General features: G+C 63.9%; 20 protein-coding genes. 5 read left to right on the top strand and 15 right to left on the bottom strand.

The features are described 5' to 3' along the window. Positions 1–353: 353 nt before the first annotated feature. The gene (locus tag V6Z91_RS18910) at positions 354–2,003 is read left to right on the top strand and encodes a DUF5597 domain-containing protein (protein ID WP_338759596.1); all 1,650 of its coding nucleotides are present in this window, start codon (positions 354–356) and stop codon (positions 2,001–2,003) included. A gap of 239 nt (positions 2,004–2,242) precedes the next feature. Here the strand turns inward: V6Z91_RS18910 and V6Z91_RS18905 are convergent, their stop codons facing one another. Genes V6Z91_RS18905 through V6Z91_RS18895 form a run of 3 tightly spaced genes read right to left on the bottom strand, consistent with a single transcriptional unit; the run spans position 2,243 to position 5,257 of the window. Beyond that, positions 2,243–3,202: an NAD-dependent epimerase/dehydratase family protein gene (locus V6Z91_RS18905; protein WP_338759593.1), complete on the bottom strand. Its 960-nt coding sequence runs from the start codon at positions 3,200–3,202 to the stop codon at positions 2,243–2,245. Next, entirely contained in the window at positions 3,199–4,194 is a 996-nt protein-coding gene (locus tag V6Z91_RS18900) for a fumarylacetoacetate hydrolase family protein (protein ID WP_338759590.1), read from the bottom strand. The genes V6Z91_RS18905 and V6Z91_RS18900 overlap by 4 nt, the downstream gene beginning before the upstream one ends. A 46-nt stretch (positions 4,195–4,240) precedes the next feature. Beyond that, positions 4,241–5,257, bottom strand: coding sequence for an SMP-30/gluconolactonase/LRE family protein (locus tag V6Z91_RS18895; protein WP_338759587.1), 1,017 nt, complete (start codon positions 5,255–5,257; stop codon positions 4,241–4,243). Between the two features lie 112 nt (positions 5,258–5,369). Between V6Z91_RS18895 and V6Z91_RS18890 the strand changes: the two genes are divergently transcribed. Then, positions 5,370–6,308: a LysR family transcriptional regulator gene (locus tag V6Z91_RS18890; RefSeq protein WP_338759584.1), complete on the top strand. Its 939-nt coding sequence runs from the start codon at positions 5,370–5,372 to the stop codon at positions 6,306–6,308. Here the strand turns inward: V6Z91_RS18890 and V6Z91_RS18885 are convergent. The 12 genes from V6Z91_RS18885 to V6Z91_RS18830 all read right to left on the bottom strand — a co-directional run bounded on the left by V6Z91_RS18885 (position 6,271) and on the right by V6Z91_RS18830 (position 21,048). After that, the gene (locus V6Z91_RS18885; RefSeq protein WP_338759582.1) at positions 6,271–7,515 is read right to left on the bottom strand and encodes an MFS transporter; all 1,245 of its coding nucleotides are present in this window, start codon (positions 7,513–7,515) and stop codon (positions 6,271–6,273) included. The genes V6Z91_RS18890 and V6Z91_RS18885 overlap by 38 nt on opposite strands. A gap of 71 nt (positions 7,516–7,586) precedes the next feature. Next, on the bottom strand, positions 7,587–8,540 hold the full coding sequence (locus V6Z91_RS18880) for a PDR/VanB family oxidoreductase (RefSeq protein WP_338759579.1): 954 nt from the start codon (positions 8,538–8,540) through the stop codon (positions 7,587–7,589). 67 nt (positions 8,541–8,607) lie between these two features. After that, entirely contained in the window at positions 8,608–9,711 is a 1,104-nt protein-coding gene (locus V6Z91_RS18875; RefSeq protein ID WP_338759576.1) for an aromatic ring-hydroxylating dioxygenase subunit alpha, read from the bottom strand. Positions 9,712–9,773: 62 nt separating this feature from the next. Beyond that, the gene (locus tag V6Z91_RS18870; RefSeq protein ID WP_338759573.1) at positions 9,774–10,583 is read right to left on the bottom strand and encodes a cyclase family protein; all 810 of its coding nucleotides are present in this window, start codon (positions 10,581–10,583) and stop codon (positions 9,774–9,776) included. Between the two features lie 64 nt (positions 10,584–10,647). Beyond that, a complete protein-coding gene (locus V6Z91_RS18865) occupies positions 10,648–11,778 on the bottom strand; it encodes an FAD-dependent oxidoreductase (RefSeq protein ID WP_338771935.1) in 1,131 nt (376 codons plus the stop codon). An 8-nt stretch (positions 11,779–11,786) separates the two neighbouring features. Next, positions 11,787–12,134 (bottom strand): Rieske 2Fe-2S domain-containing protein, encoded by a 348-nt coding sequence (locus V6Z91_RS18860; RefSeq protein WP_338759570.1) that lies wholly within the window; start codon positions 12,132–12,134, stop codon positions 11,787–11,789. Positions 12,135–12,154: 20 nt separating this feature from the next. Continuing rightward, a complete protein-coding gene (locus tag V6Z91_RS18855; protein WP_338759567.1) occupies positions 12,155–13,111 on the bottom strand; it encodes a VOC family protein in 957 nt (318 codons plus the stop codon). Positions 13,112–13,146: 35 nt separating this feature from the next. Beyond that, positions 13,147–14,307: a prolyl oligopeptidase family serine peptidase gene (locus V6Z91_RS18850; protein ID WP_338759564.1), complete on the bottom strand. Its 1,161-nt coding sequence runs from the start codon at positions 14,305–14,307 to the stop codon at positions 13,147–13,149. A 54-nt stretch (positions 14,308–14,361) separates the two neighbouring features. Continuing rightward, entirely contained in the window at positions 14,362–16,818 is a 2,457-nt protein-coding gene (locus V6Z91_RS18845; protein ID WP_338759561.1) for an MMPL family transporter, read from the bottom strand. Then, a complete protein-coding gene (locus V6Z91_RS18840; protein WP_338759558.1) occupies positions 16,815–17,945 on the bottom strand; it encodes a YCF48-related protein in 1,131 nt (376 codons plus the stop codon). Before V6Z91_RS18840 ends, V6Z91_RS18845 begins: the two co-directional genes overlap by 4 nt. Before the next feature lie 52 nt (positions 17,946–17,997). Then, positions 17,998–19,350: a DUF1329 domain-containing protein gene (locus V6Z91_RS18835; protein WP_338759555.1), complete on the bottom strand. Its 1,353-nt coding sequence runs from the start codon at positions 19,348–19,350 to the stop codon at positions 17,998–18,000. An 18-nt stretch (positions 19,351–19,368) separates the two neighbouring features. Continuing rightward, positions 19,369–21,048: a DUF1302 family protein gene (locus V6Z91_RS18830; RefSeq protein ID WP_338759553.1), complete on the bottom strand. Its 1,680-nt coding sequence runs from the start codon at positions 21,046–21,048 to the stop codon at positions 19,369–19,371. 624 nt (positions 21,049–21,672) lie between these two features. Between V6Z91_RS18830 and hisD the strand changes: the two genes are divergently transcribed. From hisD to fdhA, 3 genes are all read left to right on the top strand, one after another. Then, the gene (gene hisD / locus V6Z91_RS18825; protein WP_338771932.1) at positions 21,673–22,965 is read left to right on the top strand and encodes a histidinol dehydrogenase; all 1,293 of its coding nucleotides are present in this window, start codon (positions 21,673–21,675) and stop codon (positions 22,963–22,965) included. Continuing rightward, positions 22,958–23,725 (top strand): SDR family oxidoreductase, encoded by a 768-nt coding sequence (locus tag V6Z91_RS18820; RefSeq protein WP_338759551.1) that lies wholly within the window; start codon positions 22,958–22,960, stop codon positions 23,723–23,725. The genes hisD and V6Z91_RS18820 overlap by 8 nt, the downstream gene beginning before the upstream one ends. A gap of 96 nt (positions 23,726–23,821) precedes the next feature. Beyond that, positions 23,822–25,021 (top strand): formaldehyde dehydrogenase, glutathione-independent, encoded by a 1,200-nt coding sequence (gene fdhA, locus V6Z91_RS18815; protein WP_338759358.1) that lies wholly within the window; start codon positions 23,822–23,824, stop codon positions 25,019–25,021. Positions 25,022–25,266 lie beyond the last annotated feature (245 nt).

Below are 25,266 nucleotides of genomic sequence, written 5' to 3'. Positions count from 1 at the left end.
AGGCCAGCCGCGTTGTACCGCGCGGCCGTGCATGCCCGGCCAACGCGCTTACCAGCGGGCAGCGCAGCGGTTGCCCCATCGGGAGTGAGCCGCGAGCGGCTCTGGACCACCGAAGCAACAAAGGCGCCTGGCCATCGGCTTGCACGATATACAGATTGACACTCCTACCAACGACAGCTAAATTGTTAGCGCTAACACGGCAGTGCTACAGCATTTCGTGATCGATGCTGGCGGTCCCCGGCCGAGTTACCTGAGCCCGCCAGGAGCCCGCGTACTGCAGGCAGGTACTCGTAGCACTCCAGTGGCCGCACATACGCGCTTTGCGTGAGTGTGCATTTCTGAAAGTGATCGCAATGATGTTGATGAAGAGAGCTATGGACTGGTGCTGCGGGTTGACAGTCCTGCTGGCTGCGGCCGGTGCCGCCGGCGAGGCGATTCCGGCCCTGCAGAAGCAGGGAACCGCCCAGCAATTGATCGTCGACGGCAAGCCCTACCTCGTGCTTGGTGGCGAACTGAAAAACTCATCCGCTTCAAACCTTCCCTATCTCGAGAAACTGTGGCCCCAGCTCAAGAGCACGGGACTCAATACGCTGCTTGCGCCTGTGGAATGGGACCAGTTGGAACAAACGGAGGGAAAGTTCGACTTTACGATACTCGATGGCCTGCTGCGGCAAGCCCGCAGCAACGACACGCGCCTCGTGCTGCTGTGGTTCGGCGCATGGAAGAACTCCATGTCGACCTACGTCCCGGCCTGGGTGAAAAAGGACCACGTGCGTTTCCCGCGCGCCCGTAACCGCGCCGGCGAACCCCAGGATATCCTGACGCCCTTCGGACAGGCCACGCTGGACGCCGACCGCAAGGCATTCGCGGCAATGATGCGCCACCTGAAGCAGGTGGATCCCCAGCGCACGGTGTTGATGGTGCAGGTCGAAAACGAGATCGGCATGCTGCCGGAAGTGCGCGACTCCAGTCCGCTCGCCAATGCGGCGCTGGCCCGGCCAGTCCCCACGCCACTGCTGTCCTACCTGGCTGCGCACCGGGCAACACTGCATCCCTATGTGCGCAGCCTGTGGGAAGCACGCGGAAGCAGAACAGCTGGCAGCTGGACCGAAGTATTGGGCGACTCGATCGAAGCGCAGGAGGTGTTCCAGGCCTGGTACTATGCCGTGTTCGCGAACGGGCTGGCGGAAGCCGGCAAGGCGGAGTACGAATTGCCGATGTTCGTCAACGTCGCACTGAACCGGCCTGGCCGAAAGCCTGGCGAATACCCGAGCGCGGGGCCGCTGCCGCATCTGTTCGACGTATGGAAGGCTGCCGGACCGGCCATCGACATCCTCGCAATCGATACATACTTCCCCAACTTCATTCACTGGGCGAAGCAGTTCAAGCGACCCGACAATCCGCTGTTCATTCCTGAGGCCAACCGCGCCGGGCTGCCGGAAGCCGGTGCCAATGCGTTCTACATGATCGGCGAACTCGATGCGATAGGCTTTTCTCCTTTCGCGATCGAGAACATCACGGATGCGAAAACGGACAACCTGCCCGCTGCCTATGCGGTGCTGCGGCAGCTGGCGCCCCTGATCCTCGCGGCGCAGGGGCGCAACCGCATGCGTGGGTTCAAGGCCGACGTCTCATACGATGGCGTCGTCAACACTGGCAATGTGCGCAGCCACCTGGGCGGCTATGTGCTCGACGTCAGTTTCGCAAACCAGTGGGGCACGACCGAGACCGCCGAATTCCAGGAGCGTGGCGGCCTCGTGATCCAGACCGGAAACGACGAATTCATCGTCGCGGGCAAAGGCATCACGGTCGTATTCAGCGATCCGTCAGGATCGATGACAGGTGTCGGGATCGAACAGGCCGCCGAGGGCACGTTCGTCGACGGCCGCTGGCGCGAAGGCCGCTGGCTCAATGGCGACGAGACTCACCAGGGGCGTCATATACGCCTGCCTGCCGGCGACGGCTTCACAATCCAGAAGGTCAGGCTGTACAGGTACCGCTGAGTCATTGCCGCACCCGGACCAGCCAGGTACTATCTGGCTACGGCCGGAGGTAGGGCGCAGAGAACAGTTGCTGGAATTGCCGCCCAGCGCTGCGGCGGACGGCGGGCCTGCCGCTCTCGCATTCAAGCTGGACGCAACGCTTCAATCCCGGCCCAGGCCTGCGACGCCCCCGAAACGGGGATTCGGACCAGGCAGGCGTGTGTCATCAATGAGACGGCGAGTACCAGCCTATCGGCCCGTCAGGCTTGCAGGTCCGCCATCGCGTTGGAAATCAATGCGTCGATATGGCCATCATGGCGGAAACCGATCCGCTCTGACTGCGTGGCGTCGAGCGGAGGAAAGCGGCCAAACGCCTGTTCCAGTGCCGCGTCGGGTGCGTAGGAAACCAGAGCACGACGATCGTCTCCGAAGCGCCGTGCCAGTCCGTCAACCAGCTCCCCGATACGCACACGCAGCACCGGCAGCGTATAGTCCCGGCGTGCCGCGGCGACAGCGGCGCAGAGGTTCGCGGCATGCAGCAGGTTATCGACGCAACAGCGGACCGACATCCACCATGCCACTGCGTCCTCGGACACCGGACAGGTAAATGGCTGGCCCGCCGCGAGCTTCCAGAAAATATCGCTCATGAATGCCGACATCAGGCCCGACGGTGCAGGCGGCCGGGCGACAATCCCCGGCAACCTCACGATGCGCCCGTCGATCCAGCCGCGCCGGCTGTAGTCCTGAATCAGGATTTCGTCCACGAGCTTGTGTGCCCCGTAGCTCAGGCTTGGCCGAAATGGAGTACTGTCGTCAACGAGTGCCGGCATCGGTGAGCCGTATACCGCGATCGTGCTGGCGAACACGAAGCGCGCGCTGCCTGCCTGCTCGCGCAACATCTCGAGCATTGCCAGGGTGGCGCGCAGGTTGACATCCAGCCCCAGTCCAAAGTCCTTTTCCGCCGCGCCGCCAGGCACGCTGGCCAGATGGAACACAGTGTCGACACGGCCAGAAAACACCTGGCGCAGCACGTCGTCATCGGCAATGCTGCCGCGAATGAAACGGACGCGCGGGTCGGAGAACGTAGGCACGGGACCGATATCGACCAGGGTCAATGCGCTGAACGCCGCTTCGTCGGCGCCGGACTTACCGTCACGCAATAGTCGGCGCACCAGATTACTGCCGACAAACCCGTTCGCGCCCGTGACCAGGATGTTCATTGGCTGACCTTTCCTCCGGCCGGAACAAAGCAATGGTCAATCGCACCGAACACCGATGTGCCGTCGATGCCCTTTACCTCGAAGCGCAAGCGATCCCCGAACCGCAAGAAAGGCGTGCTGGAGTGGCCGTCGTCGATCAATTCAGTCGCACGGCGCTCGGCAAGGCACGCGGAACCGACCTCCTTGTAGGCCTTGTTCGAAACGGTACCGGAACCGATGATCGTGCCGGCCCGCAGGTTGCGGTTGTAGCTCAGGTGCGCGATGAGCTCGCCGAAGCCGAAATCCATCTCGCGGCCGTTCGGATTCCCGAACCATACGCCGTTGCGTTCGACCTGCATGTCGAGATGGATGCGTCCGTCGTGCCACGCTTCGCCCAGTTCGTCCGGCGTCACCGCGACGGGTGCAAACGCACTTGCCGGCTTCGCCTGGATAAAGCCAAATCCCATGCTCAGCTCGCGGAACAGGTGGGCACGCATGCTGACATCGTTGAAGATCGTGACCAGCTTCACGTGCTCCAGCGCCTGCGCAGGGTCCGCGCCCATTGGCACGTCGTCCAGGATCACCGCGAACTCGCCTTCGAAATCGCCATTGTCGTCTTCCGACAGGTAGGGGTAATCGTCGTGCGGCCCGCGCAAATCGTCGGCCTGGCGCTGGATCAGAATCGGTACCCCGGGTGTCTTCTTTACCGTCACCTTGTAGGCCTGTTCCATGATGTCGCCATGATTTTGGAAGGCCGATGCGTCGACGAACTGGTAGGCACGCGGGAACGGTGCGGCGGCCTGGCGCGGATCGAATGTGCGCGCCTCCGGCAGGCTGCCGGCATTCAGGGCGTCGTACCGTTCACGCAGTGCCGGGGCGACAGAGCCCCACCTTTCGATGGCCTCCTGCATCGTGCGAGCAATGGGCTGTGCATCGACGATGCGTGCCAGGTCGCGCGACACGATGACAAGTTTGCCGTCGCGCCCATTCGTCTTGAGTGTCGCCAGTTTCAAATGTGTCTCCTGTTCTTGTATTGGCCGGGCTGATTGCCCGGGCAGGTCAGTTCCAGTGGATCAGCGGCAGGCCCCGCACCGGCGAGCGGAAGTAGGGGACCGTCGTTCCCAGCAGGCTGCCCAGGTAGACCGTACGCAAATCCGCCCCGCCAAAGGTCAGGCTTGCCATCCAGGGTGCCAGCGTGCCTTTCGCCGCCTGCATGATGGCGGGGGTGAGAGTCCTGGCCGCGTAATGTCGGTTGAGAATGGCCGTCGCTTCCGGGTCGCCGTCATCGAGCAGCGTCAGCACCTCGCCTTCCGGTGTAATAGCGATCAGCTTGTCGCTCATGATCAGGGTAATCCACAGGTTGCCGTATGCATCGAACGCAAACCCATCGGGGAAGCCTTCCAGTTCGGGCGGACCGTAGATCTCGCGCCCGTGCAGGGAGCCGTCGTGCGCGACACGCAGCCGCGAGATGCGCCGCGCATTGCTTTCCACGACGTAGAGCCATTCTTCCTGCGCATCGAAACGGATCTCGTTGGTACCGGCAAAACCCTCGGCGACGATCCGGATGCCATTCTCATCGATGAGCGCGACGTAACCGTCGAGGACACCGGTGTTGAGCGAGTCAGTCCATGGGTTCATGCGGGTCGTGACGGTCAGCCATATCCGCCCCCTTGAATCGCGCATGACGAAATTCGCCTTGCCGATCGGCCGCCCGTCGATTTCCGTGAACAGCGTGCGCACGGTGCCATCGCGCGTCATCAACTCGACGCTGTCGGTGCCCCAGTTGGCGATCACGATGTCGCCGTTCTCCAGCAAGGCGAGACCGTTCGGCAGCGAGCCCTTCGACAGAACGTAGCGCTCTTCGAAGTTTGCGCCGCCGGCCGCACCGGTGCTGGCCGGAACGATGAGGTGCTGCCTACCGTCCGCGCCAATGTGCATGACACCGCCGCGGGCGTCGGCCACCAGCAGTGAGCCGTCCCGCTGTGCCAGGATGCATTCGGGTCGCTGCAGGTCCGTTCCGATCGTTCGGATCTCGCTGCGGTCGACCTGCCAGCCCTTGAGTGGATTCGTGTTCATGAGTAGCTCCCGCTGATATCGGGCCAATCATAACGACGCAAAAACGCTATGGAAAACCGTTTGTTCCGTTCTACACTATCGTGAAAAGCGGTACACATACAAAGGAGACAAAATGCGATTCAAGCGCCTGGACCTCAACCTGGTTGTGGTCCTCGATGCCCTACTGGCCGAGCGCAGCGTTACGAAGGCGGGACAGCGGCTGCATGCAAGCCAGACCACGGTGAGCGATGCACTGGCGCGGCTGCGCCAGTATTTCAATGACGAACTCCTCGTGCAGGTAGGACGCAAGATGGTGCCCACGCCGCTTGGCGAAAGCCTGATCGCGCCGGCGCGCGGCATGCTGCTGCAGGCGGAGGCCATGCTCAATACAAAGCCGAGCTTCGACCCGGCCGCCGCGGCGCGCACCTTCACCCTGATGATGAGCGACTATGTCTATACGGTGCTGATGACGAAGATCATCCCCGTGCTCAGCAAGAGTGCGCCGCACGTGACACTGGAAATCGTGCCGCACTCGCCGGTCCCTTGGGAATCGCTGGCGCGCGGCGAGGTCGATTTCCTTATCCTGCCCATCGAATATCTGCCGCCCGATCATCCCACGCAGCGGCTGTTCGAAGACGACTTCTGCTGCATTGTATGCAACGACAACCAACTGCTGGGGGATACCGTCAGCCAAGAGCAGTTCATGAGCATGGGCCATATCGTGACCCGCTTCGGCCACAACCGCACGCCTGCCGTCGACGAATGGTTTTTCAAGCGCTTCGGCAATACGCGCCGGATCGAAATGGTCACGAATGGTTTCAACTCCGTGCCCCAGGCCGTCGTCGGCACGAATCGTATCGCAACGATACAGCGCACGCTCGCGCGTCACTACGAACTCATGTTGCCATTCAGGGTGCTGAAGCACGATTTCGAGTTGCCCACGGTCTCAGAAGGAATCCAGTGGAACCGCTTCGCCGACACCGATCCGGCCATCGCATGGATCCGGCAACTTCTCGTGGATGCGAGTGCCGGCATCAATCCGGCGGGATTGGATTCGCGCCGCGTGGCGTGAGCGCCCGGCGCGGCTGGTCCGGCACGGCGGGCTGTGCCAGCCCTGCCATCGCGTCCATCCCACGTACCGCCTGCCGCATGCGTCGCCCGAGCAGCACGAAACAGGCAATGCATGCCAGCGCGCCGACACCAACCGCGAGCCCGATCCCGGAAAAACCGAAACGGTGTGCCACCGTGCCTGCCAGTGCCGGACCGATTGCCGAGCCGGTCATCAGCATGGCAGGCGTCAGTGCCGTGGTCCGCCCGCTCGGATCGATGCGAGCGGCCAAGCCGAACAGGAAAGTGTGCGCGAAGATCAGCACGAAGGCATACACGCCGGCCGCCACCGCATACGGCATGAACGTCGTCGAGGACGTCACGATCAGCGCCAGGCAGGCTTGCAGTGCGGCGGCGGCCACTGCCAGAGGTGCCGACGGCAGGCGCCGCTGGAGCAGACCGGCCAGCGCTGCGGGGACAAGGTTGACAAGCCCGATCGCCGCCAGTACGGCATTGACCTGACCGGAGCCGAAGCCGCGCGCGATGCCGATCCGTTCCAGGAAGCTGAACACCAGCGACTGGTTCAGCGCCAGCAGGGCCGTGCCGATGACGAGCAGCCATGCCCGGCGCGGTATCGCCCCGCTGGCCGCTCCCTGCGCGGGGCTGCCGACCGGTTCATGGCTGCGCCCTTCCGGGAAGGCCAGCGCGCCCAGTGCTGCGCAGGCCATCACACCGCCCATAACGAGGAACAGGCCCGGGGCACCGATGCGGGACATGACCTGCGGAACGATCGCATAGAATACGAGTGCAAACACGCCCAATGCGGCACCGGCGAATGCAAACAGCCTGTGCGGGTTGGCCCCGCGGCCCATCGCACCATGCGCCATCGACAGCGCGCAGCCAGTGCCTGCGCCCGCGAGCAGGTGCAGCGCCAGCAAGACAGGCCACGACCGGTTCTGGGCCACCAGCACCAGTGCCAGCGAGGCAAGCGCATACCCGCCGATAGCGCATGGACGGCGCGGCAGGCGGTCGAAACAGGGGGCCAGCGCCAGGCAAGCCGCGACGGCGCCCCCCAGGAATAATGTCACGGTCAGTCCGGCACGCTCGTAGTCGAGACCGTAATGCCCGACCAGTGCACCGATCCACAGCGGCAGCGCCACCAGGTCGATCATGCCGGCAACGTGGGAAAGCATCAGGATGACGGCGGTACGAAGGGGGTAATAGGTTGGCATGGGGGTCTCATTGTTCGCCCGGGCGGCCGACTTGGCACCAGTGCCAGCGGTTTCGAGCACAGGCGTATGCATTACAGGTCCAGTACCAGCAGCGGGCTCCTGGCACGCGAACAGCACGGTGTGAACTGGTCGTTGCACGCCTTTTCCTCGTCGCTGAAATACATGTCGCGGTGGTCCGGCATGCCATCCAGCACGCGCGTGATGCAGGTTCCGCATACGCCCTGCTCGCACGACATGGGAATGTCGATGCCATGTTCCGCAAGCGCCTGGGCCACTGTCTGGTCTGCGGGAACACGGTAAGTATTGCCGCTGCTGGCGATGCGTACGTCGAACGCGGTGTCGTCCGAACTGTCCTGGGGTGTCATGCCGAAGTATTCCTGGTGCACCGCGTGGGCCGGCCACCCCGCCGCCTTTGCCGCACCGGTGACAAAGTCGATGAATCCGGCCGGGCCGCAGACATAGAGGAGGGCATCCTGTGCCTGTGCCAGCACCGCCGACAGGTCGAGCTTCTGTTCCGCTGCGCCGGAGTCGAAGTGGAAGTGCACCCGGCCGGCAAAACCGGACAGCGCGATGCGATCCGCAAATGCGGCGTGGCCGGGCGAGCGGGCGCAGTAGTGCATCGTGAACCGGGCACCGGTACGGGCAAGGCGCTCTGCCATGCACAGGATCGGCGTGACGCCAATGCCGCCCGCGAACAGCAGATAGTGGGGGGCCGGCACGAGGGGAAAGTGGTTTTTCGGCTCGCTGATCCGAAGTGTGCTCCCCACCTGCAGGTCGTCGTGCATGGCGACGGAGCCGCCGCGCGACGCCGCGTCGCGCAGCACTGCAATCAGGTAGCGGTGTGTCTCGTCGGGATCATTGCAGAGTGAATACTGGCGCACGAGCCCGGGACGGATCTCCACGTCGATATGGGCCCCGGCCGAGAACGGGGGTAAAGCGCCCCCATCGATACGGGCCAGTTCGAAGCTGGCGATGCGTTCGGCCTCCATTCGGCGGGAGACTACCTTGACTTGAATGCTGTTCATGATTCTGGTACCTCTGACGTGGAAAGGAACGGCAGACGGTCTGCGCCGCGTACTGCCGCAAAAAGCATCAGTGCGATGACACTGGCGCCCGGACCGGGACCGGCACCACCGCCGGTTCCTGGAGCGGCTGCTGCGCGGCGCGCTTCTGTTCGGCAGCGATCAGCGTGTCGAGCACCCGGCGCGCACGAATCGCACCGGCGTCTCCCGGCAGGAGCACCGGCTTCAAGGACCAGAAATCGGCGTCGCCCATCATCTGCTGTTGCGCCTCGAGCATCGGCAGATCCTCGTTGGTAAATGGCACGCTCAATGCCTGCACCTGTTCCTCTGCGACCTGCTTGGCGAATTCGCCCAGGGCCTTCGGGACGCAGAAGGAGAACCAGTAGTGGGTGCTGGTGTCGGTCTCCGGGGTGAACAGGTGCGGCAGCGGGAACGACTTGCCAGCGCTGCGCTCGCCGCCGGTCGCCACCGCGCCGGCGTCGAGCAGCATGTTCGCGGGTGCATCCCAGCGCACGTCGATCCAGCGGTCCACTGGCTGGCCATGCGGGATGCCCATCGCGGCATACAGGAAATCCGGCATGATCTCAGCCACGGTCTGGCGGTTCGAGTACACAGTATTGCCGACCTGCTTGACGCTGGTGATCGCATTCGATACCGTCTCGCTGCCGAGGGTGCCCGGATGCAGGTACTGGATATGGCTCAGGTCCAGGATGTTGTCACTCTCGAGCACGTAGTTTGCCTTGGCATGCAGGTAGCGCTTGCCGACGTAAAAGTGCTCCGGATCCATGCAGGAGAAGTCGGGAATCAGCGCTGCATCGGCATTCGCGGCGTCGCCCATCCAGATCCAGATCGTGCTGTATTTCTCGACCACCGGGTAGCTCTTCACGACCGCTGCCGTCGGGATCTTGCCGTCGCCATGCGGATTGCCGGTGCATTTTCCGCTACCGTCGAACTGCAGGCCATGGTATGGGCACTGGACCCCGTTGGCCACGCGTTTGCCCATATGCAGGGGCGCAAAACGGTGCGCGCAGCGGTTCGAGATCGCCTGTACCACACCGGCGTCGTCGCGAAAGAGCAGCACCGATTCGTTCAGCAGGGTGCGCTGGAACAGGGCGTCGGCCGGGATTTCGTTGTCCCATGCAGCGACGTACCATGCGTTGCGTAGAAATGCCATGTTTGTCTCCTTGTGCAGGCGTCCCGTGGCACGGAACGCAGTTTGAATAGTAAAGTTTTGCTTCAGCGCGGCAATGTCAGCAGCGCATCGTCGAAGATTGCCACCGCCCGCGTCCACCCGGCGGAACCCCGGCGCACCTTATGCGGGAAACAGCTGATGAAGAAACCGTTGCCGGGCAACGCTTCGAGCTGGTGCAGTTTCTCCAAGTGGCAGTAGCCGATATCGCGCCCAGCCTTGTGGCCTTCCCAGATCAGCGACTTGTCGCCCGTTTCGGCGATTTTCTTTGCCGTATACGCGAACGGCGCGTCCCAGCTCCATGCGTCGGTGCCGGTCAGGCGCACGCCGCGCTCGAGCAGGTACATGGTGGCGTCGTAGCCCATTCCGCAGCCCGCCGACACATAGTCGCCATGGCCGTAGCGGCTGCCGGCGCGCGTATTGACCACCACGATATGGAGCGGCTGCAGGCTGTGGCCGATTCGCGCCAGTTCTTCTTCCACGTCGGCGGCGGTGGCGACATAGCCGTCCGGAAAATGACGAAAATCGAGTTTCACGCCGGGCTGGAAGCACCATTCCAGCGGCACCTCATCGATCGTGAGCGAGGGCTTCTTCCCGCCGTTCCTGGCATCCATCGTCGAGTGAAAATGATACGGCGCGTCCAGGTGGGTGCCGCTGTGGGTGGTCAGCGTCACCCATTCCGCGGCGGCGGCCTCACCGTCGGGATAGTCCTGCGCAGCCGTGCCGGGGATCATCGCCATGAATTCCGGCAGCGTGTCCGCATGTGTCTGGTAGGTGATCTTCGGCGCCAGCGGCGGCGGATCGGATAGTACTTCGTTCTCAAGGTAGATCGACAGATCCACGAATCGTCTGGCCATGATGTTCTCCTGCGTCAACTCGGTCATCGGGGGGCGTCCCGTAAAGGACGGCCGCCAGGTCGGGTCAGATGGGGCCCGCCAGGCTCATCAGCGTCTCGCGCATGATGCGGCCATGTTCTTCCTTGTCGCCGCCGGCGATCTCGATCTCGCCAAGGCGGCAGGAGTTCTCGACCACCATGCGACAACGGTCCCAGCGCCGTGCCTGGAACGCTGCCAGCGCGCCCGTCACTTCGGTGGTCTTATCCAGTTCCTGGGCCAGCACCAGCGCATCCTCGATACCGATGCAGGCACCAGAGGCCATGTGCGGCGTGGTCGCGTGCACGGTATCGCCGATCAGCACAACGCGGCCGACGCTCCAGGGCTGGGGCATCAGCAGCGCTTCGAGCGGCCGGTAGATCACCTGCGACGATTCGTCGAGCTGTCCACGGATCGCCTGCATCAGCGGGGCCGGGAACGGCGCCAGCAGATCCTTCAGCATCGGTACGAAGCGCAACGGGTCGACGTGTGTGTTTTCGGCACGGTCTTCCGTCACGAACAGGTACATTTCGCTGGCAGACACAGGGTTCACGCCAGTCTTGACCTTCGGTCCGAGCCACATTCCGGCGCGCTCGACTTCCGGTGGGCGCGGCAGCACAGCGCGCCAGACGCCTTGCCCGCTGTATTTCGGTTTCGGCGCATCCGGGAACAGCACATCGCGTACCTTCGAATACAGGCCGTCGGCGCCGATCACCAGGTCGTAGCGGCCACTGCTGCCGTCGCTGAAGCCCACATCGACGCCTCCTTCGTCATGCGCGATCGTCGTGAAGGTACAGCCGAGGCGAACGCCGGCCCCCGATGCGCGTGTCGCATCCGCGAGGATGGCCGCCAGTACGGGGCGAAGGATCGCCCCGCCCCCGGGAACGTCCGGGCCGGCTACCCGAGGGGTGGGCAGCGTCGCGACCTGCGCGCCGTTGGCGAGAAACACGTCGACGCCATCCGACGCCGCGCCGCGGCGCAGGAATTCATCGAGTATGCCGAGCGTCCGGAACGCCCGCAGCGTCGCCCCGCCCAAGCTGATACCGGCGCCATACGAACGCCAGCCCGGATCGATTTCCACGAGATCCACCTCGACGCCGCGCTTGCGCAATTCAATTGCCGCCGACATGCCGGAAAAACCGCCGCCGATGATGAGTACCCGGTTTGCTGCTGCCATGATGTGTCTCCTTAAACGTCTTCTAGTTCTGCATGAATGCTGTTGTCTGCGTCAACCGCGAGCGGCACCCGCCGCAGTGACCGGCCCAGGCACGGCCCCAGCGTGCAGGCACCGCTCTCGATGGAAAATTGCGCTCCGTGCGCCGCGCACACGATGCGCGTGCCTTCGCCGTTCAAGTAGGCATCCTTGCGCCAGGCCATGGGTGTGTCGCCGTAGTGCGGGCAGCGGTCGAGATAGCCGTACAGGCGGCCATCCTTGCGCACCACCAGCACACTGTCGCGGCCCGTCCCTTGCGGGTCGTACCCGACCGATGTGCCTTCGGCGATGGCGCTGGCCGGGCCGAGGTAGAAGCGGGCCATTGCGCTCTCCCCTGCCCCGCCTAGTGACGCTCGGCCGCGCCTGCCGCACCCGGCGGCGGGCCGCCCGGCGCCCACTTGTCGCGCATCTCGAACAGGAACAGTTGCGAGGCATCGGCGCTGATCGGTACCTCGCGGGCTTGCCAGCTGTCGTCGTGCAGGTCCATGTCCGCGTCGTACTCGACATGGCAGCCCAGCGGGCTGTTGAAGTACCAGAACCAGTTCGAGCCCATCTTGTGGCGCCCCGGTCCCCAGAACGACTGGTAGCCCTTGTTCACGAAGCGCGTGCCGGCGTGCATGACGTCGGTTGGCCCGCCCATGTGGAAGGTGAAGTGCTCGATGCCCTTCATGAACGGGGGCGTCTGGATCATGAACAGGGTATGGTGGTCCAGCGTGCCGGCCGGGCGCAGGAAAGGGCCTGCGCCAATCAGGCGGTCGGTACATGCGAAGCCGAGACGGTTCACATAAAAAGCTTCGGCCTGCGCCGCGTCGGGCACGAAATACACGACGTGCGACAGCGTGCGCGGCAAGGCCGGATTCGCTTCGTCGACCGCGAAATGGTTGACCGGACGGCCTGGCGAGCCAGGCGCGTTGACGCGCTCGGCCGGCATGTCGAGCTGGCGCCGCACGGTGATCTGGAAACCCAGTACGAAGCCGGCGTCGTCGACGCTTTCGACGCTGCCGTCAGGCAGGCTGCGCACTTCGCGATCCCGCCCAAGTTCGCCGGCGATAGCGTCGAGGGTGGCGTGGTCGGCCACGCCGTAGATCGTCTTGCGCAGCATGCTGGAGGTGGGCATTGCCGGTGGCAGCAGCGGCGAATCCTTGTGCGCCAGGATGATTGCGCTGCCGTCGAGAGCCTCGAAACGGCCGCCGCCGGGGCCGGCATCGACCGGCTTCAGGCCGTAGTCGGTAAGGTATTGCGCGCAGGCGGCGACGTCGTCGACGCCGAACAGCAGTGCATCGGGTCCGATGATATTCATGGTTCGCTATCTTTCAATTTGATCAAACGTGTGAATTACAGGGCGGTGCGTCCGCCGAGCGTCTCGGCAACCCAGTCGGCGATGAAGGCGCCTGCATTGGCGGAATTGTCGAAGCTGGAGTGCTGCACCCCCCCCTCGCGCTCAGTGAAAATCTTCAGTTCGCGCTTCGGGCTGTTGACGAGCTGTTCGTAGGTGCGCTCCGCCCAGTGCAGCGGAATCTGCGAGTCCTTGCTGCCGTGCGTCACCAGGAACGGCACTTTGATGCGGTCCAGCACGCCATCCAGGTGCACGTTCTCCGCGATTCGCATGAAGTCGTCCTGGTCCTTCGCGCCCCATACCCAGCGCACGTGCTCCCAGTAGTGCGGCACCGGGAAGGAACCTTCTTTGGCCAGCCGCTTCTTCTGCACGTCGCGCCAGTCGTGGTTGCCCCCCCACGCAACACCACAGGCGAAGCGCGGCTCGAAGGCTACCGCACGCGGGCAAAAATAACCGCCCAGCGACACGCCTTCGAGGCCAATGCGCTTCGGGTCCACGTCGGCGCGCGTTTCCAGCCAGTCGACTACCTTGCTGGCCCAGCGCTCGCTGTCGAAGACCGCATGCATGTCGTGCAAGCGCAGCGCCTCGCCGCTGCCCGGCTGGTCGATCACCAGCGACGAAACGCCACGCTGCGCGAGCCACCGCGGCAGTCCGACGCGGTATTTCATCTCCTTAGTCGAATCAAGGCCGTTTACCTGCACCAGCAGCGGCGCAGGGCGGCCAACGCCTTCGGCACGGGTGTACAGGCCGGCAATATGCGCGTTGTCGTAAGGGATCTCGACGCGCTCGCAGTTCTCGCCTGCCAGGCGGACGCTCTTGTTGAACACGTCGATGAAGCGCTTGTACAGTTCAATGCGGCCCGGCGAGCCGTGCGCAAGCAGACGCTCGGCCGTGATGTAGTAGGTCGACGCACGACCGTACTTGTCGCCGGCCGAGATCAAGCGGCCGAGTGTCTCGTCTTCCTCGGCCAAGCCACACAGTTTGTCAGCCATCCGGACCCAGGTCTCGCGGAATGCCTTCGTGCCGGCCGCGTCGGGCTGGGTGGCTGCCTCCTGCAGGGGGGCGCACATTTCCTCGATCTCGCCGACCCTGGCGCCCATTTCCAGGGCCAGGTTGATCGACAGGTTCCACACGTAATTGGTAGGGAAATATTTGAACATCTTGATCAGCTTTCTATGGTGAGAAGGCGTCCCGGCAACATCCGGGACACCGGTTTATCCAGCGACGTTGGTCACGGACCGCTGCAGGTCGGTGGTCCGGCTTGCAGCGAGCGCGCTTTCGGGCACGGTGCCCTGCCCCTGCTTCGGCAACAGGAAATGGCTGAGCGCGGGTAACAGGACCAGGGCGCCCAGCATGTTCACGAGGAACATGAATCCGAGCAGGATGCCCATGTCGGCCTGGAACTTGATCGGCGAAAATGCCCAGGTCGCCACGCCGACGGCCAGGGTGACGCCGGTGAGCATTACCACCTTGCCGGTGAACAGCAGTGCCCGGTAGTAGGCTTCCGACAGACTCATGCCTTCCTTCATGCGCGCCTGCACGACGCTCAGGATGTACAGCGCATAGTCGATGCCAATGCCGACACCCAGGGCAATCACCGGCAGCGTCGCCACCTTCACGCCCATGCCGAGGAAGACCATCAGGGCTTCGGCCAGCACCGAAGTGAGCATCAGCGGCAGCACTGCCACGACGACCGCGCGCCACGAACGGAATGTGACGAAGGACAGCACGACCACCGCGCCGTAGACCAGCAACAGCATCTCGTTCCAGGCGCGCTTCACGACGATGTTGGTGGCCGCCTCGATGCCGGCACTGCCGGCTGCCTGCAGGAACTGGACGTCGGCCGTGTTGTTGGATGCTGCGAAGCGCTCCACGTGATCGACCACGCGCGCCAGCGTGCCTGCACGGTGATCTTTCAGGAAGACATACATGGTCAGGAGGCCGCACGATTCGTTGTACAGGCCTCGCGGTGCGCCGGCCGTAACCGTGTTCAGCATTTCCTGGTTCTTGACCAGCTCGTACCACTTCGGATTGGCTTCGTTCAGACCGCTCAACATACGCCGGTTCAGCAGCGCCAGCGTATTGACCGATTCCACGCCTTCGAGCTGGCGCAGCTCCCACTCGAGCGCGTCGACGCGTTTGAGCACGTCGTAGCTGGAACAGCCCCCGTTGTCCGGGGTTTTCACCAGCACGGCATAGATGTCGCTGCCGGCGCCATAATGGGCGTTCATGTAGGCGACATCGCGGTTGTAGCGGGAGTCGGCCCGCAATTCCGGTGCGCCGGGATCGAGGTCACCGATATTCAGGCGCAGGCTCGCGACGAGGCCGCCAGCGCCGATCACCACCGCGCCCAGCACCGCCAGCGTGGCGTAGCGTTTGCGGGTGAACAGGTCGAGGAAGCGCCACAGGCCCTCCTTCTCGCCCCCGCAGGCTTCTGCCACTTCGGCGCGCAGGCTGCGCGCCGCCGCTTTCCGGCTCACGCCCGTGTAGGAAAGCAGGATCGGCAGCAGGATCAGGTTGGTGAAGATCAGTGCCGCCACACCCATGCTGGCGGCCACCGCCAGTTCCTTGATGACCTGGATGTCGATCACCAGCAGCACCGCGAAGCCTACCGCGTCGGCCAGCAAGGCGGTCAGGCCAGCCAGGAACAGGCGGCGGAAAGTGAAGCGCGCCGCCACCAGCTTGTGAGCGCCGCGGCCGATGTCCTGCATGATGCCGTTCATCTTCTGGGCGCCATGGCTCATGCCGATCGCGAAGATCAGGAACGGTACCAGCATCGAATACGGATCGAGGGCATAACCGAGCGTCGGCAGCAGGCCGAGCTGCCATGTCACCGCGATCAGCGAGCTGATCACGACCAGGGCGGTCGACCGCACGCAGCGGGTAAACCAGTACACCATGGCGGCAGCAATGAGGATGGCGACGGCAAAGAACATCAATACTTGACGCACGCCATCGATCAGGTCGCCGACGACCTTGGCGAAGCCTGTCACATGGATCCGTACGCCCTGCTGCTCGTACTTTGCGCGGATTTCTTCCAGCGCCGCCGATAGTGCCCGGTAATCGAGCGGCCTACCTTGCGCATCGACCTCGCCGAGCGGTACGTAGATGACGCTCGACTTCGCATCGAGCGCAATGGTCTGGCCGATTTCGTTGGAGCGTGCGACATTTGCCTCGAGCCTGTGCAGGCTGCCCGCGCCGCCATCATAGTCCTCGGGGATGACCGGGCCACCTTCGAGGCCCTCTTCCGTGACCCCGGTCCAGCGCGTGTTCGGCGTCCACAGCGATTTCATGAACGGCCGCTCGACGCCCGGCAGGAGGAAGACCTCGTCGTTGATCCGGGCAAGCGTGTCGAGGTAACGGCGGTCGTAGATCGTGCCGGCCGGGTTGACGACCACGATGCGCACGGCATTGCCAAGGCCGCTCAATTCCTTGCGGTACTTGAGATAATTGGCGATGAACGGATGGCTGGTCGGAATCGTCTTTTCGAAACTGGCGTTCAGGCGCAACTTGCTGGCCTGGTAGCCGAGCATGCCGGTGACGAGCGCGCACAGGAGGACCACGATCAGGCGATGGTTGAACAGCAGCCGCTCGAGCCAGGACCCGGACTGCGGATCGAAGCTGGCGAGACCGGTCACGCCGCTGCGGTCGGAGGGTGGGGTCGGTATCATTTTGCGGCAATCGAATGAGATGGCGTGGGGGGGGTGGGCTTGGTCGGGGGAAGCGCAGGCAGGCGAATCGCGCCGAACATGCTGGCGGCGACAATGCTGCCGTCAGGCTGCACCACGATGTCATTAAGTGGCGGCAGGCCGCCCGTCGGCAACGGAACCATGGCGGCAGTGCTGCCTGTCGTCGCCAGGAGCTGGCCCGCCTGGTTCGCCAGCAGAAGAGTGCCGTCCAAGCGCCTACCGAGCGCGGTGATCGACACCGGCACCGGCACGACGAGCTTTTCCCAGGTGTCTCCGCGATCGGCAGAGCGGAATGCGTTGCCGCGCAAACCGGCGAGCACGACTTCGGCACCGCGCACGGCCAGCGCAAAGAAACTGCCCTTGTAGCCGGTGTCCAGGCGTTCGAAGCGCTCCCCGTCATCGAGTGACCGCAGCAGCACACCCTGTTCGCCAGCGATGTAGACAGCGTTGCGAGCCGCCTGGACGGCGTACAGGTGGTTGCCACGCGCGTTGTCAAGCCGGCTCAGCCAGGGCTGCCAGGTCTTGCCGCCATCGCGGGTGCGAAACGCCAGGTTGTAGGCCCCCACCGCGAAACCGTTGCGGGCATCGGCAAAATGCACCCCAAGAAAGGGTTTGTCGGCGCCATCGGCGACCAGGCGCTTGGCCTCGGCCAGGTAGCGGCCGTCATCGCCCGGCGCGGAACGAGACTGGGCATCGGCAAGGGCGAGCTGCGCGGCCTGCATGCCGTCCAGCTGACGCGTCCAGCTCTCGCCGCCGTCGGCGCTATGCAGGATGACGCCATAATGGCCCACGGCCCAGCCCTGGGTGGGCGTCGGGAACTGCACCGCGGCCAGCGTGACGCTGGTCGGCGATTTTGCCTGGCGCCAGGTGGTGCCGCCGTCGTCCGACAGCACGATGATGCCGCGTTCGCCGACACCCACCAGGCGCTTGCCCGCTTGCGCAAGCCCTGTCAGGTAGGCGTTTCCGGGTACGCGCACCATCACAGCGGGCCGGTCCAGCGGGTCGGCGACGGTTGCCGGGGCCGCGGCAACCGCCTTGCCGCATGCGAACATGCCGGCCGTGACGATGCCGAGCAGCAGGCGCCTCAAAAAAAATAGATGTTTGTACATGTTTGCTCCTTGACGGGGCCAGGCATGGCCAGCCCCGGTCTGCGACGACCCGTCAGCGCTGCCCTTCGCCTGCCATGGCTTCCGGTGTGAATACGGTGTTGCCATAGCGGGGCATGACCTTGTACTGCTCGGCTTTCTCGTTCATCACCCCATTCACGTACCAGGCGCCCGACACGAGGTCGTAGAAACCGAACTGCTGCGGCGGGGCGGTGGCCGGCAGGTCCGGCATGACGATCGGGTTGGCGAACATGGTTTTCCATAGCTGGCCGTTGGCATCCCAGCGGTCGCCAAGCACGGCGGTCCAGGTATCCTCGTCGAGGTAGTAGCGGCCCTTTGGCGCCTGGTGGCGCTTGCCGGGTGCTAGGCTGGCCTCGACCACCCAGACGCGGTGCAGCTCCCAGCGGATGTAGTCCGGGTTCAGGTGGTTCTTGCCAAGCAGGTCCGCGATTTTGGGCTGCAGCATCTTGTTGGCGTTATAAGGGATATACATCTCCTTCTTCCCGACCAGCTTCCAGTCGAAGCGGTCGAGGCGCCCGGTGAAGACATCGACCTCGTCGAAGGACATGATGCCGGCCGTGGCCGGAGTCGGGGTGTCGCAGCAGGCGACGGGAAGCTTCCTGACGCGGCGCTGCCCGGTGAGGTAAACCCACGCCTGGCTCTTTTCGGCCTTCAGGTTCTCACGGCCGAGGATCGCTTCGCCGGCACGGATTGGCGGGCCGGCGTTGACCAGGCGGATCAGCCAGTACTCGCCGTTGAACGCGGCGGCGTCGCCGTCCTTGCTGTAGTACGGCATCTGGAAGTCCCCGCGGCCATCGACGGTCACGACCGGCTTGCCATCTGCCGTGACCTGGATGCCACGGAAATCGGCATGCCAGTCCGTACCTCGCCAGCGCAGCGAGTGGTTCCACATCGCTTCCGCGCCGCTCTTCGGGATCGGGAACGGAATGCCGCCGTAGATGCCTTCCGGGGTTTGACCGTTCAGCTTGCCATTGACCGCGTTCCTGGCCGTATTGTCGTAGACCCACTGGGGCGCGGCAGCGGTGCGATGGGTCGGGTAGATGTCGAGGCGATAGGTGTCGGGATACTTCCTCAGCATCTCCTTCACGCCATCGGAAAGCTTGTCCGCATATTGCGCGGCATTCTTGGCAGTGATGGTGTACAGCGGCTTTTCGCTGGCAAACGGGTCGCCGCGCTTGCCGCCATTGGCAAAGCCGGGCATCGCTTTGGTGAAGCCGCCGTCCCAGGCCGGGATGGTGCCATCCTTGTTTCCGGCGCGTTCGCCGCCGAGCGGCGTCAGCGTCGCCTTCAGTTGAGCGGCCTCCTCCGGGGTGGCCGCATGCGCGGCAGTCCCCAGCAGGAGCGCGCCGCAGATGGCCGCAATGGTCTTGGTGGTCTCGTAGGTCATGATGGTCTCCTCGTTACTTTAGAAAGTGCGTCGCACGGACAGCGCGATATAGTCGCGGTCCTTCAGGCCTTGTCCGTAGGTCTGGTTGGCCAGCGAGATCGGTACCAGGAAGGTATTGGCGCTGCCGAAATAGTGCGTATAGCTCAAGCCGATGCGCCATGCATCCAGGTACGTACCATTGATGCCGACATTGACATCGCCGCTGCGCGGCGTGCTGAAGGCACCCACGACGCTGGAACGGCCACTTGGCGAGTATCCGAGGCCGACCGGGACGCTAATGTCCAGTCCCGGCCGGACCTGGCGGTAGCTCGGCTCGTATATCGTGCGCAGCGACCACGCGCTGCGCGTGGAGTTGGGATCGAGCGCAGCGGCGTTCTTCGTGATACTGGTTCGACGGTTCCATGCAACTTCGCCGACCCAGCTCGCCTCGGCAGCGATGAAGCTCGGCCCCAGCGACGCGATCCACGAGAACTGTGCCTGCACCGAATTGCCCACCGCGTATAGCGGATTCTTGTCGTTGTCGCTGGTGCCGCCGAGGTCGACCTGCGCCGTGCTTTGCAGGCCTAGATTGCGGTGCACCGAGACTTCGCCGGCAAAATTCACGTTGCCGACCGACGTGCTCGCGCTGAGCCCAAAGGTGCGCACGTGCTTGTGATAGACCAGCTGGTACTCGCCCACCTGGTTTGGCGCTATCGGCGGCGCGCTGAAGTACCCCGGCTTGAGGAGGACCTGGAAGCCGCGTTCGTTGTATTGCAGCGCGTAGAAACCGAAGTCGACGTCGCTGTTCTCGGGGCGATATTTCAGTTGCAGGCCACCCTGCCCCGAGTCGCCAGGCTCCATGTCGCGGGCACGGCCGAGGAAAGCCGCGGTACCGGCGCCAGGTATGTACAGCATGTCGGATCCGGGCAACACGAAATCGGTGGCGACACCGGCGAAGTAGCTGCCCGTGCCGGGCATGCGATTACCCTCCCAGCCAAGCTTGTAGTAGCCGGCCAGCGCGAGAGTCGGGCTGATCTGGACCTGGCCCGACACCTGGTTGTCCGGGCGAATCAGTTCGTTAAAGCGCAGGTTCGGCACGGACAGGGCCTTGCTGACGTCCGTCGGCGCCTGACCGGCGGCAATGCCATTGCTGCCGAAAAACATGCTCTCGCCCCACAGCAGCGCATGGCGACCGACGCGCACCGTGACCGGCGTGCCGCCGGGCTCGAAGCGGGCGGAAACAAAAGCGTCCAGCAACTCCACGTCGCGGCCATTGACCTTGCGTGTACCGGCCGAAAAGCGGTTGTACGCGACGCCGAAGGCATTGCCCGTGCCCGGCGCGCTGTCGTTGTCGTTGGTACCGGTGTATTCGGTGTCGTACCAGGCGGCACCGCTCAGGCGCAGACCGAAGTTATTGTAGGTGGCGTCGAATTCGGACAGCAGGTCGAGCCGGTTCGAGACCAGGCCGCGATCGAAATTGCGCGTGCCGTCATCCTGGTTCGGATCGGCCTTGAATTGGTCGGACGGATCCTTGACCCGGAAGGCGGCACTGTACTTGACCGTGTTGTCCCAGCGTATCTTGAGATCCGGAACGGACGTCTCGATCTCGCCGCCATGCGCGAACGGTACGGCGAACACCTGGGCCATCATCGAGGCCAGCAGCAGTGGCCTCGCTACGTTCATGCGCGGCGTATCGGCCGGCGCCCTTTTGCTATGCATTGTTGTCTCCAGTTTGGCCTGTCCGGCCAGTTTTTTTTATGAAAGCTGCGTGCACAGCGCGCAGCCGAGCGGGCACCTGCCTGGCGCAGGCGCAGTGTAAAAAAGCTGCTTTATGGAACTGACCGCCGTTGCCGCCGCACTGGCAACAGGCCGGTTCGCCTCGAGAGTCAGGCGGCTACCGTCGACTCTCGAACGCGGACGGGGGTTGACGCGACGATGTGGTGGTAATGGGGCATGACTGGTCTCCTTATGTCCGGCTCCTGGCGAAGCTCGTTTTTGTCGAGACGATCATAGCGCTGGGGGAACTACACCAAAAACCGTTTATCCCGGTTCAACCTACCGGATTTAGCCATACCTTTCGGATTCCTGAACCCACCCTGGCGACGCGTACGCTGCCTGCGACGGAAATCCGCATGGCGGCATTTCTACCGGAGTTCACGATAGTTCAAAACGTTATAAACGGTTATTGCGAATCGCCCAGCTTGATTAATATCCCTGCAGACATCTTCAACAATGGAGTCCCTCGAACGCATGCAGGGGCATGCCGGATTCGACAGGTCGTCGGCCCCGGTAATCGGATGGCCTGTCGACAACCCAGACCAACCCGACATCAGGAGACAAGCGGTGATTTCCTACCTAAAAAAAGGTAAACCGGTCAAAGCCAAGGCCGAGCTCGACAACGAGGTACGCAGCACGGTCGCAAAGATCCTGGCCGACATCGAGCGGCATGGCGAACAGGCAGTGCGCAGATACTCGGACCAATTCGACAAGTGGAATCCGCCATCGCTGCGGCTGAGCCAGGAGGAAGTCCAGGCGTGCATCGATGCCCTCTCGCCGCAGGCCCTGGAAGACATCAAGTTTGCCCAGACCCAGATCCGCAACTTTGCCGAGGCCCAACTGGCTGCGCTGCACGACATCGAGGTGGAAACGCTGCCCGGCGTGATTCTGGGCCACAAGAATATTCCGGTCAATTCGGTCGGCTGCTATATCCCGGGTGGCAAATACCCGCTGCTGGCCTCGGCCCACATGAGCGTGCTGACGGCCAAGGTCGCCGGCGTCAAGCGCGTGATTGCCTGCGCGCCGCCGTTTGGCGGCAAGCCTTCCCCCGAAATCGTGGCGGCGATGGCATTGGCCGGTGCTGACGAAATCTATGTGATCGGTGGCGTGCAGGGCGTGGCGGCGATGGCGATCGGCACCGAGAACATTGCCCCTGTCGACATGATCGTCGGTCCCGGTAACGCCTATGTTGCCGAAGCCAAGCGCCAGCTGTTCGGCCGCGTTGGCATCGACCTGTTCGCCGGCCCGACCGAGACGATGGTGATTTGCGACGACACCGTCGACGCAGAACTGGTGGCGGTCGACCTGCTCGGCCAGGCCGAGCATGGTCCAACATCCCCCGCCTATTGCGTGACGACGAGTCGCAAGATCGCCGAGGAGCTGCCGGCCGCCATCGAGGCCGTGCTGGCGCGCCTGGACACCGCACCGATCGCCAGCGTGTCGTGGCGCGACTACGGCGAAATCATCCTGTGTGAGACGAAAGAGGAAATGCTGCAGGAATCCGAGCGCATCTGTTCCGAGCACGTGCAGGTAATGACAGATGATCCGGACTGGTTCCTGGCGCGAATGACCAACTATGGGGGCCTGTTCCTGGGCCACCGGACCAATGTTTCGTACGGCGACAAGGTGATCGGCACGAATCATACGCTGCCGACCATGCGCGCAGGGCGCTACACGGGCGGGCTGTGGGTCGGCAAGTTCATCAAGACCCATACCTATCAGCGCATCCTGACCGATGAAGCGTCGGTGATCGTGGGCGAATACTGCTCACGCCTGTGCGCGCTGGAACAATTCTCGGGCCACAAGGAACAGGCCGACATTCGCCTGCGCCGATTCGCAAAGGCTAGCCAGCATGAATGACCATGTGACATCGCCGCTGTACTGCAAAGTCGCCCTGGTGACTGGTGGAGCTGGCGGGATCGGTGCGGCCATATGCACGGAATTGGCGCGTCATGGAGCCACGGTGGTGGTTGGCTACAACAGATCTGCCGAACGCGCCCTGGCCCTGGCGGCCAGCCTGCCGACCGCCAGGGCCAGGCACGCCGCCCTGCCCGCGCCGGTGACGGACAGCGCCGCCCTGCACCGCCTGGCAACGGCCATCGGCGAGCGTTATGGGCGCTGCGACATCCTGGTCAACTGCGCGGGCACTACCAGCTTCGTGGCACATGCGGACCTGGACGGCCTCGATGATGGGTTGATCGACAGCGTGCTGGCCACCAACGTGCGCGGACCATTCGCCGCGGTTCGCGCGCTGCGCCCACTGCTCGCCGCCGGCGGCGACGGACTGGTGGTGAACGTTTCGTCGATCGCCGCAGTCACCGCCATGGGCAGCAACGTGATGTACTGCGCCTCCAAGGCGGCGGTCGACAACATGACGAAATCGCTGGCACGTGCGCTGGCACCGGCAATACGCGTGGTGTCGGTGTCGCCGGGTTTGTCCGATACCGATTTCGTCAAGTCGATGGCCCCCGAATGGCATGACGAGCAGGCCCGGCGCACACCCCTGCAACGCCTGGCCGATCCGCGCGAGGTCGCGCTTGCGGTCGTGGCACTGACGACCCACCTGCCATTCACTACCGGTGCCGTGATTCCGGTCGATGGCGGCCGGCCCTTGCAGTGAATGGCAAAGTTTGCTAACGAATTTTGAAGCATTGGCGGCCTTGACGACAACATCGTGAAAGCCGTCGCCACCCAGCAATACAAACAGGAGATGAAGATGGCAGAAAATCGTGGTGTGGTGTATATCGGCCAGGGAAAGGTCGAAGTCCAGGGGATTCCCTTTCCGAAGCTGGAAGATCCGAACGGCAGGAAGATCGAACATGGCGTGATCCTGCGCGTGGTATCGACCAATATCTGCGGCTCGGACCAGCACATGGTGCGCGGCCGTACCACTGCCCAGACCGGCCTGGTGCTCGGCCATGAGATTACCGGCGAAGTCCTCGAGGTAGGCCGCGACGTGGAAACGCTGCGGATCGGCGACCTGGTCTCGGTGCCGTTCAACGTCGCCTGCGGCCGCTGCCGCACGTGCAAGGAACAGCATACCGGCGTGTGCCTGAGCGTGAACCCCTCGCGCGCGGGCGGCGCCTACGGCTATGTCGACATGGGCGGCTGGATCGGCGGGCAGTCCGAATTCGTGATGGTGCCTTATGCCGACTTCAACCTGCTCAAGTTCCCGGATCGCGACCGGGCGATGGTCAAGATCCGCGACCTTACTTGCCTGTCCGATATCCTGCCGACCGGCTACCACGGCGCGGTGACGGCAGGCGTCGGTCCGGGCAGCACCGTGTATATCGCCGGCGCTGGCCCTGTCGGCATGGCGGCGGCGGCCTCGGCACGCCTGCTGGGCGCGGCCGTGACGATCGTCGGCGACGTCAACCCGGCCCGCCTCGCGCACGCCAGGGCCGTGGGCTTCGAGACTGTCGACCTGTCGCAGGATGCTTCACTGGGCGAGCAGATCGCGCAGATCCTCGGCACGCCAGAAGTCGATTGCGCGATCGATTGCGTCGGTTTCGAGGCGCGTGGACACGGCCATGCGGGCGCGCAGCACGAAGCGCCGGCCACGGTGCTCAATTCGCTGATGGAGATCACCCGCGCTGCAGGCAAGATCGGCATTCCGGGCCTGTACGTGACCGATGATCCGGGCGCGGTCGATACGGCCGCGAAGAGCGGCAGCCTGTCGATCCGCCTGGGCCTGGGCTGGGCCAAGTCGCACAGCTTCCATACCGGCCAGACCCCGGTGATGAAGTACAACCGCGCGCTGATGCAGGCGATCCTGTGGGACCGCATCAATGTCGCTGAAATCGTCAACGTGCAGGTGATCAGCCTGGACCAGGCACCGCAGGGCTATGGGGAGTTCGACGCGGGCGTGGCGAAGAAGTTCGTCATCGACCCGCATCACATGCTCAGCGCAGCCTGAGCCGCTGCTGTAGCATCAGAAGAGAGCAGTAGCAGACGGACCGCAGCGTGGCGGTTCGTCTGGTTCCGGCAGCGCAAGAACCGCCGGCAGGTTGGCGGCGCTCCTTCCAATTTATTTCCAACCAGCGGGCGAGCAGCTGCTGGAAGATCTACTGGCTGGGCGCACGCGGATGTGCAAGTGGAAGTCGACTAGAGAAATACGCACTTACCGGCACCAGCGTGCTCTGGTGCCAACAGGCTGCCACT

This window comes from Massilia sp. METH4 (genome assembly GCF_037094685.1).
GTDB lineage: Bacteria > Pseudomonadota > Gammaproteobacteria > Burkholderiales > Burkholderiaceae_D > Rugamonas.
Note: the sequence above shows the minus strand (reverse complement) of the source record. Positions and strands in the feature narration are given on the sequence as shown.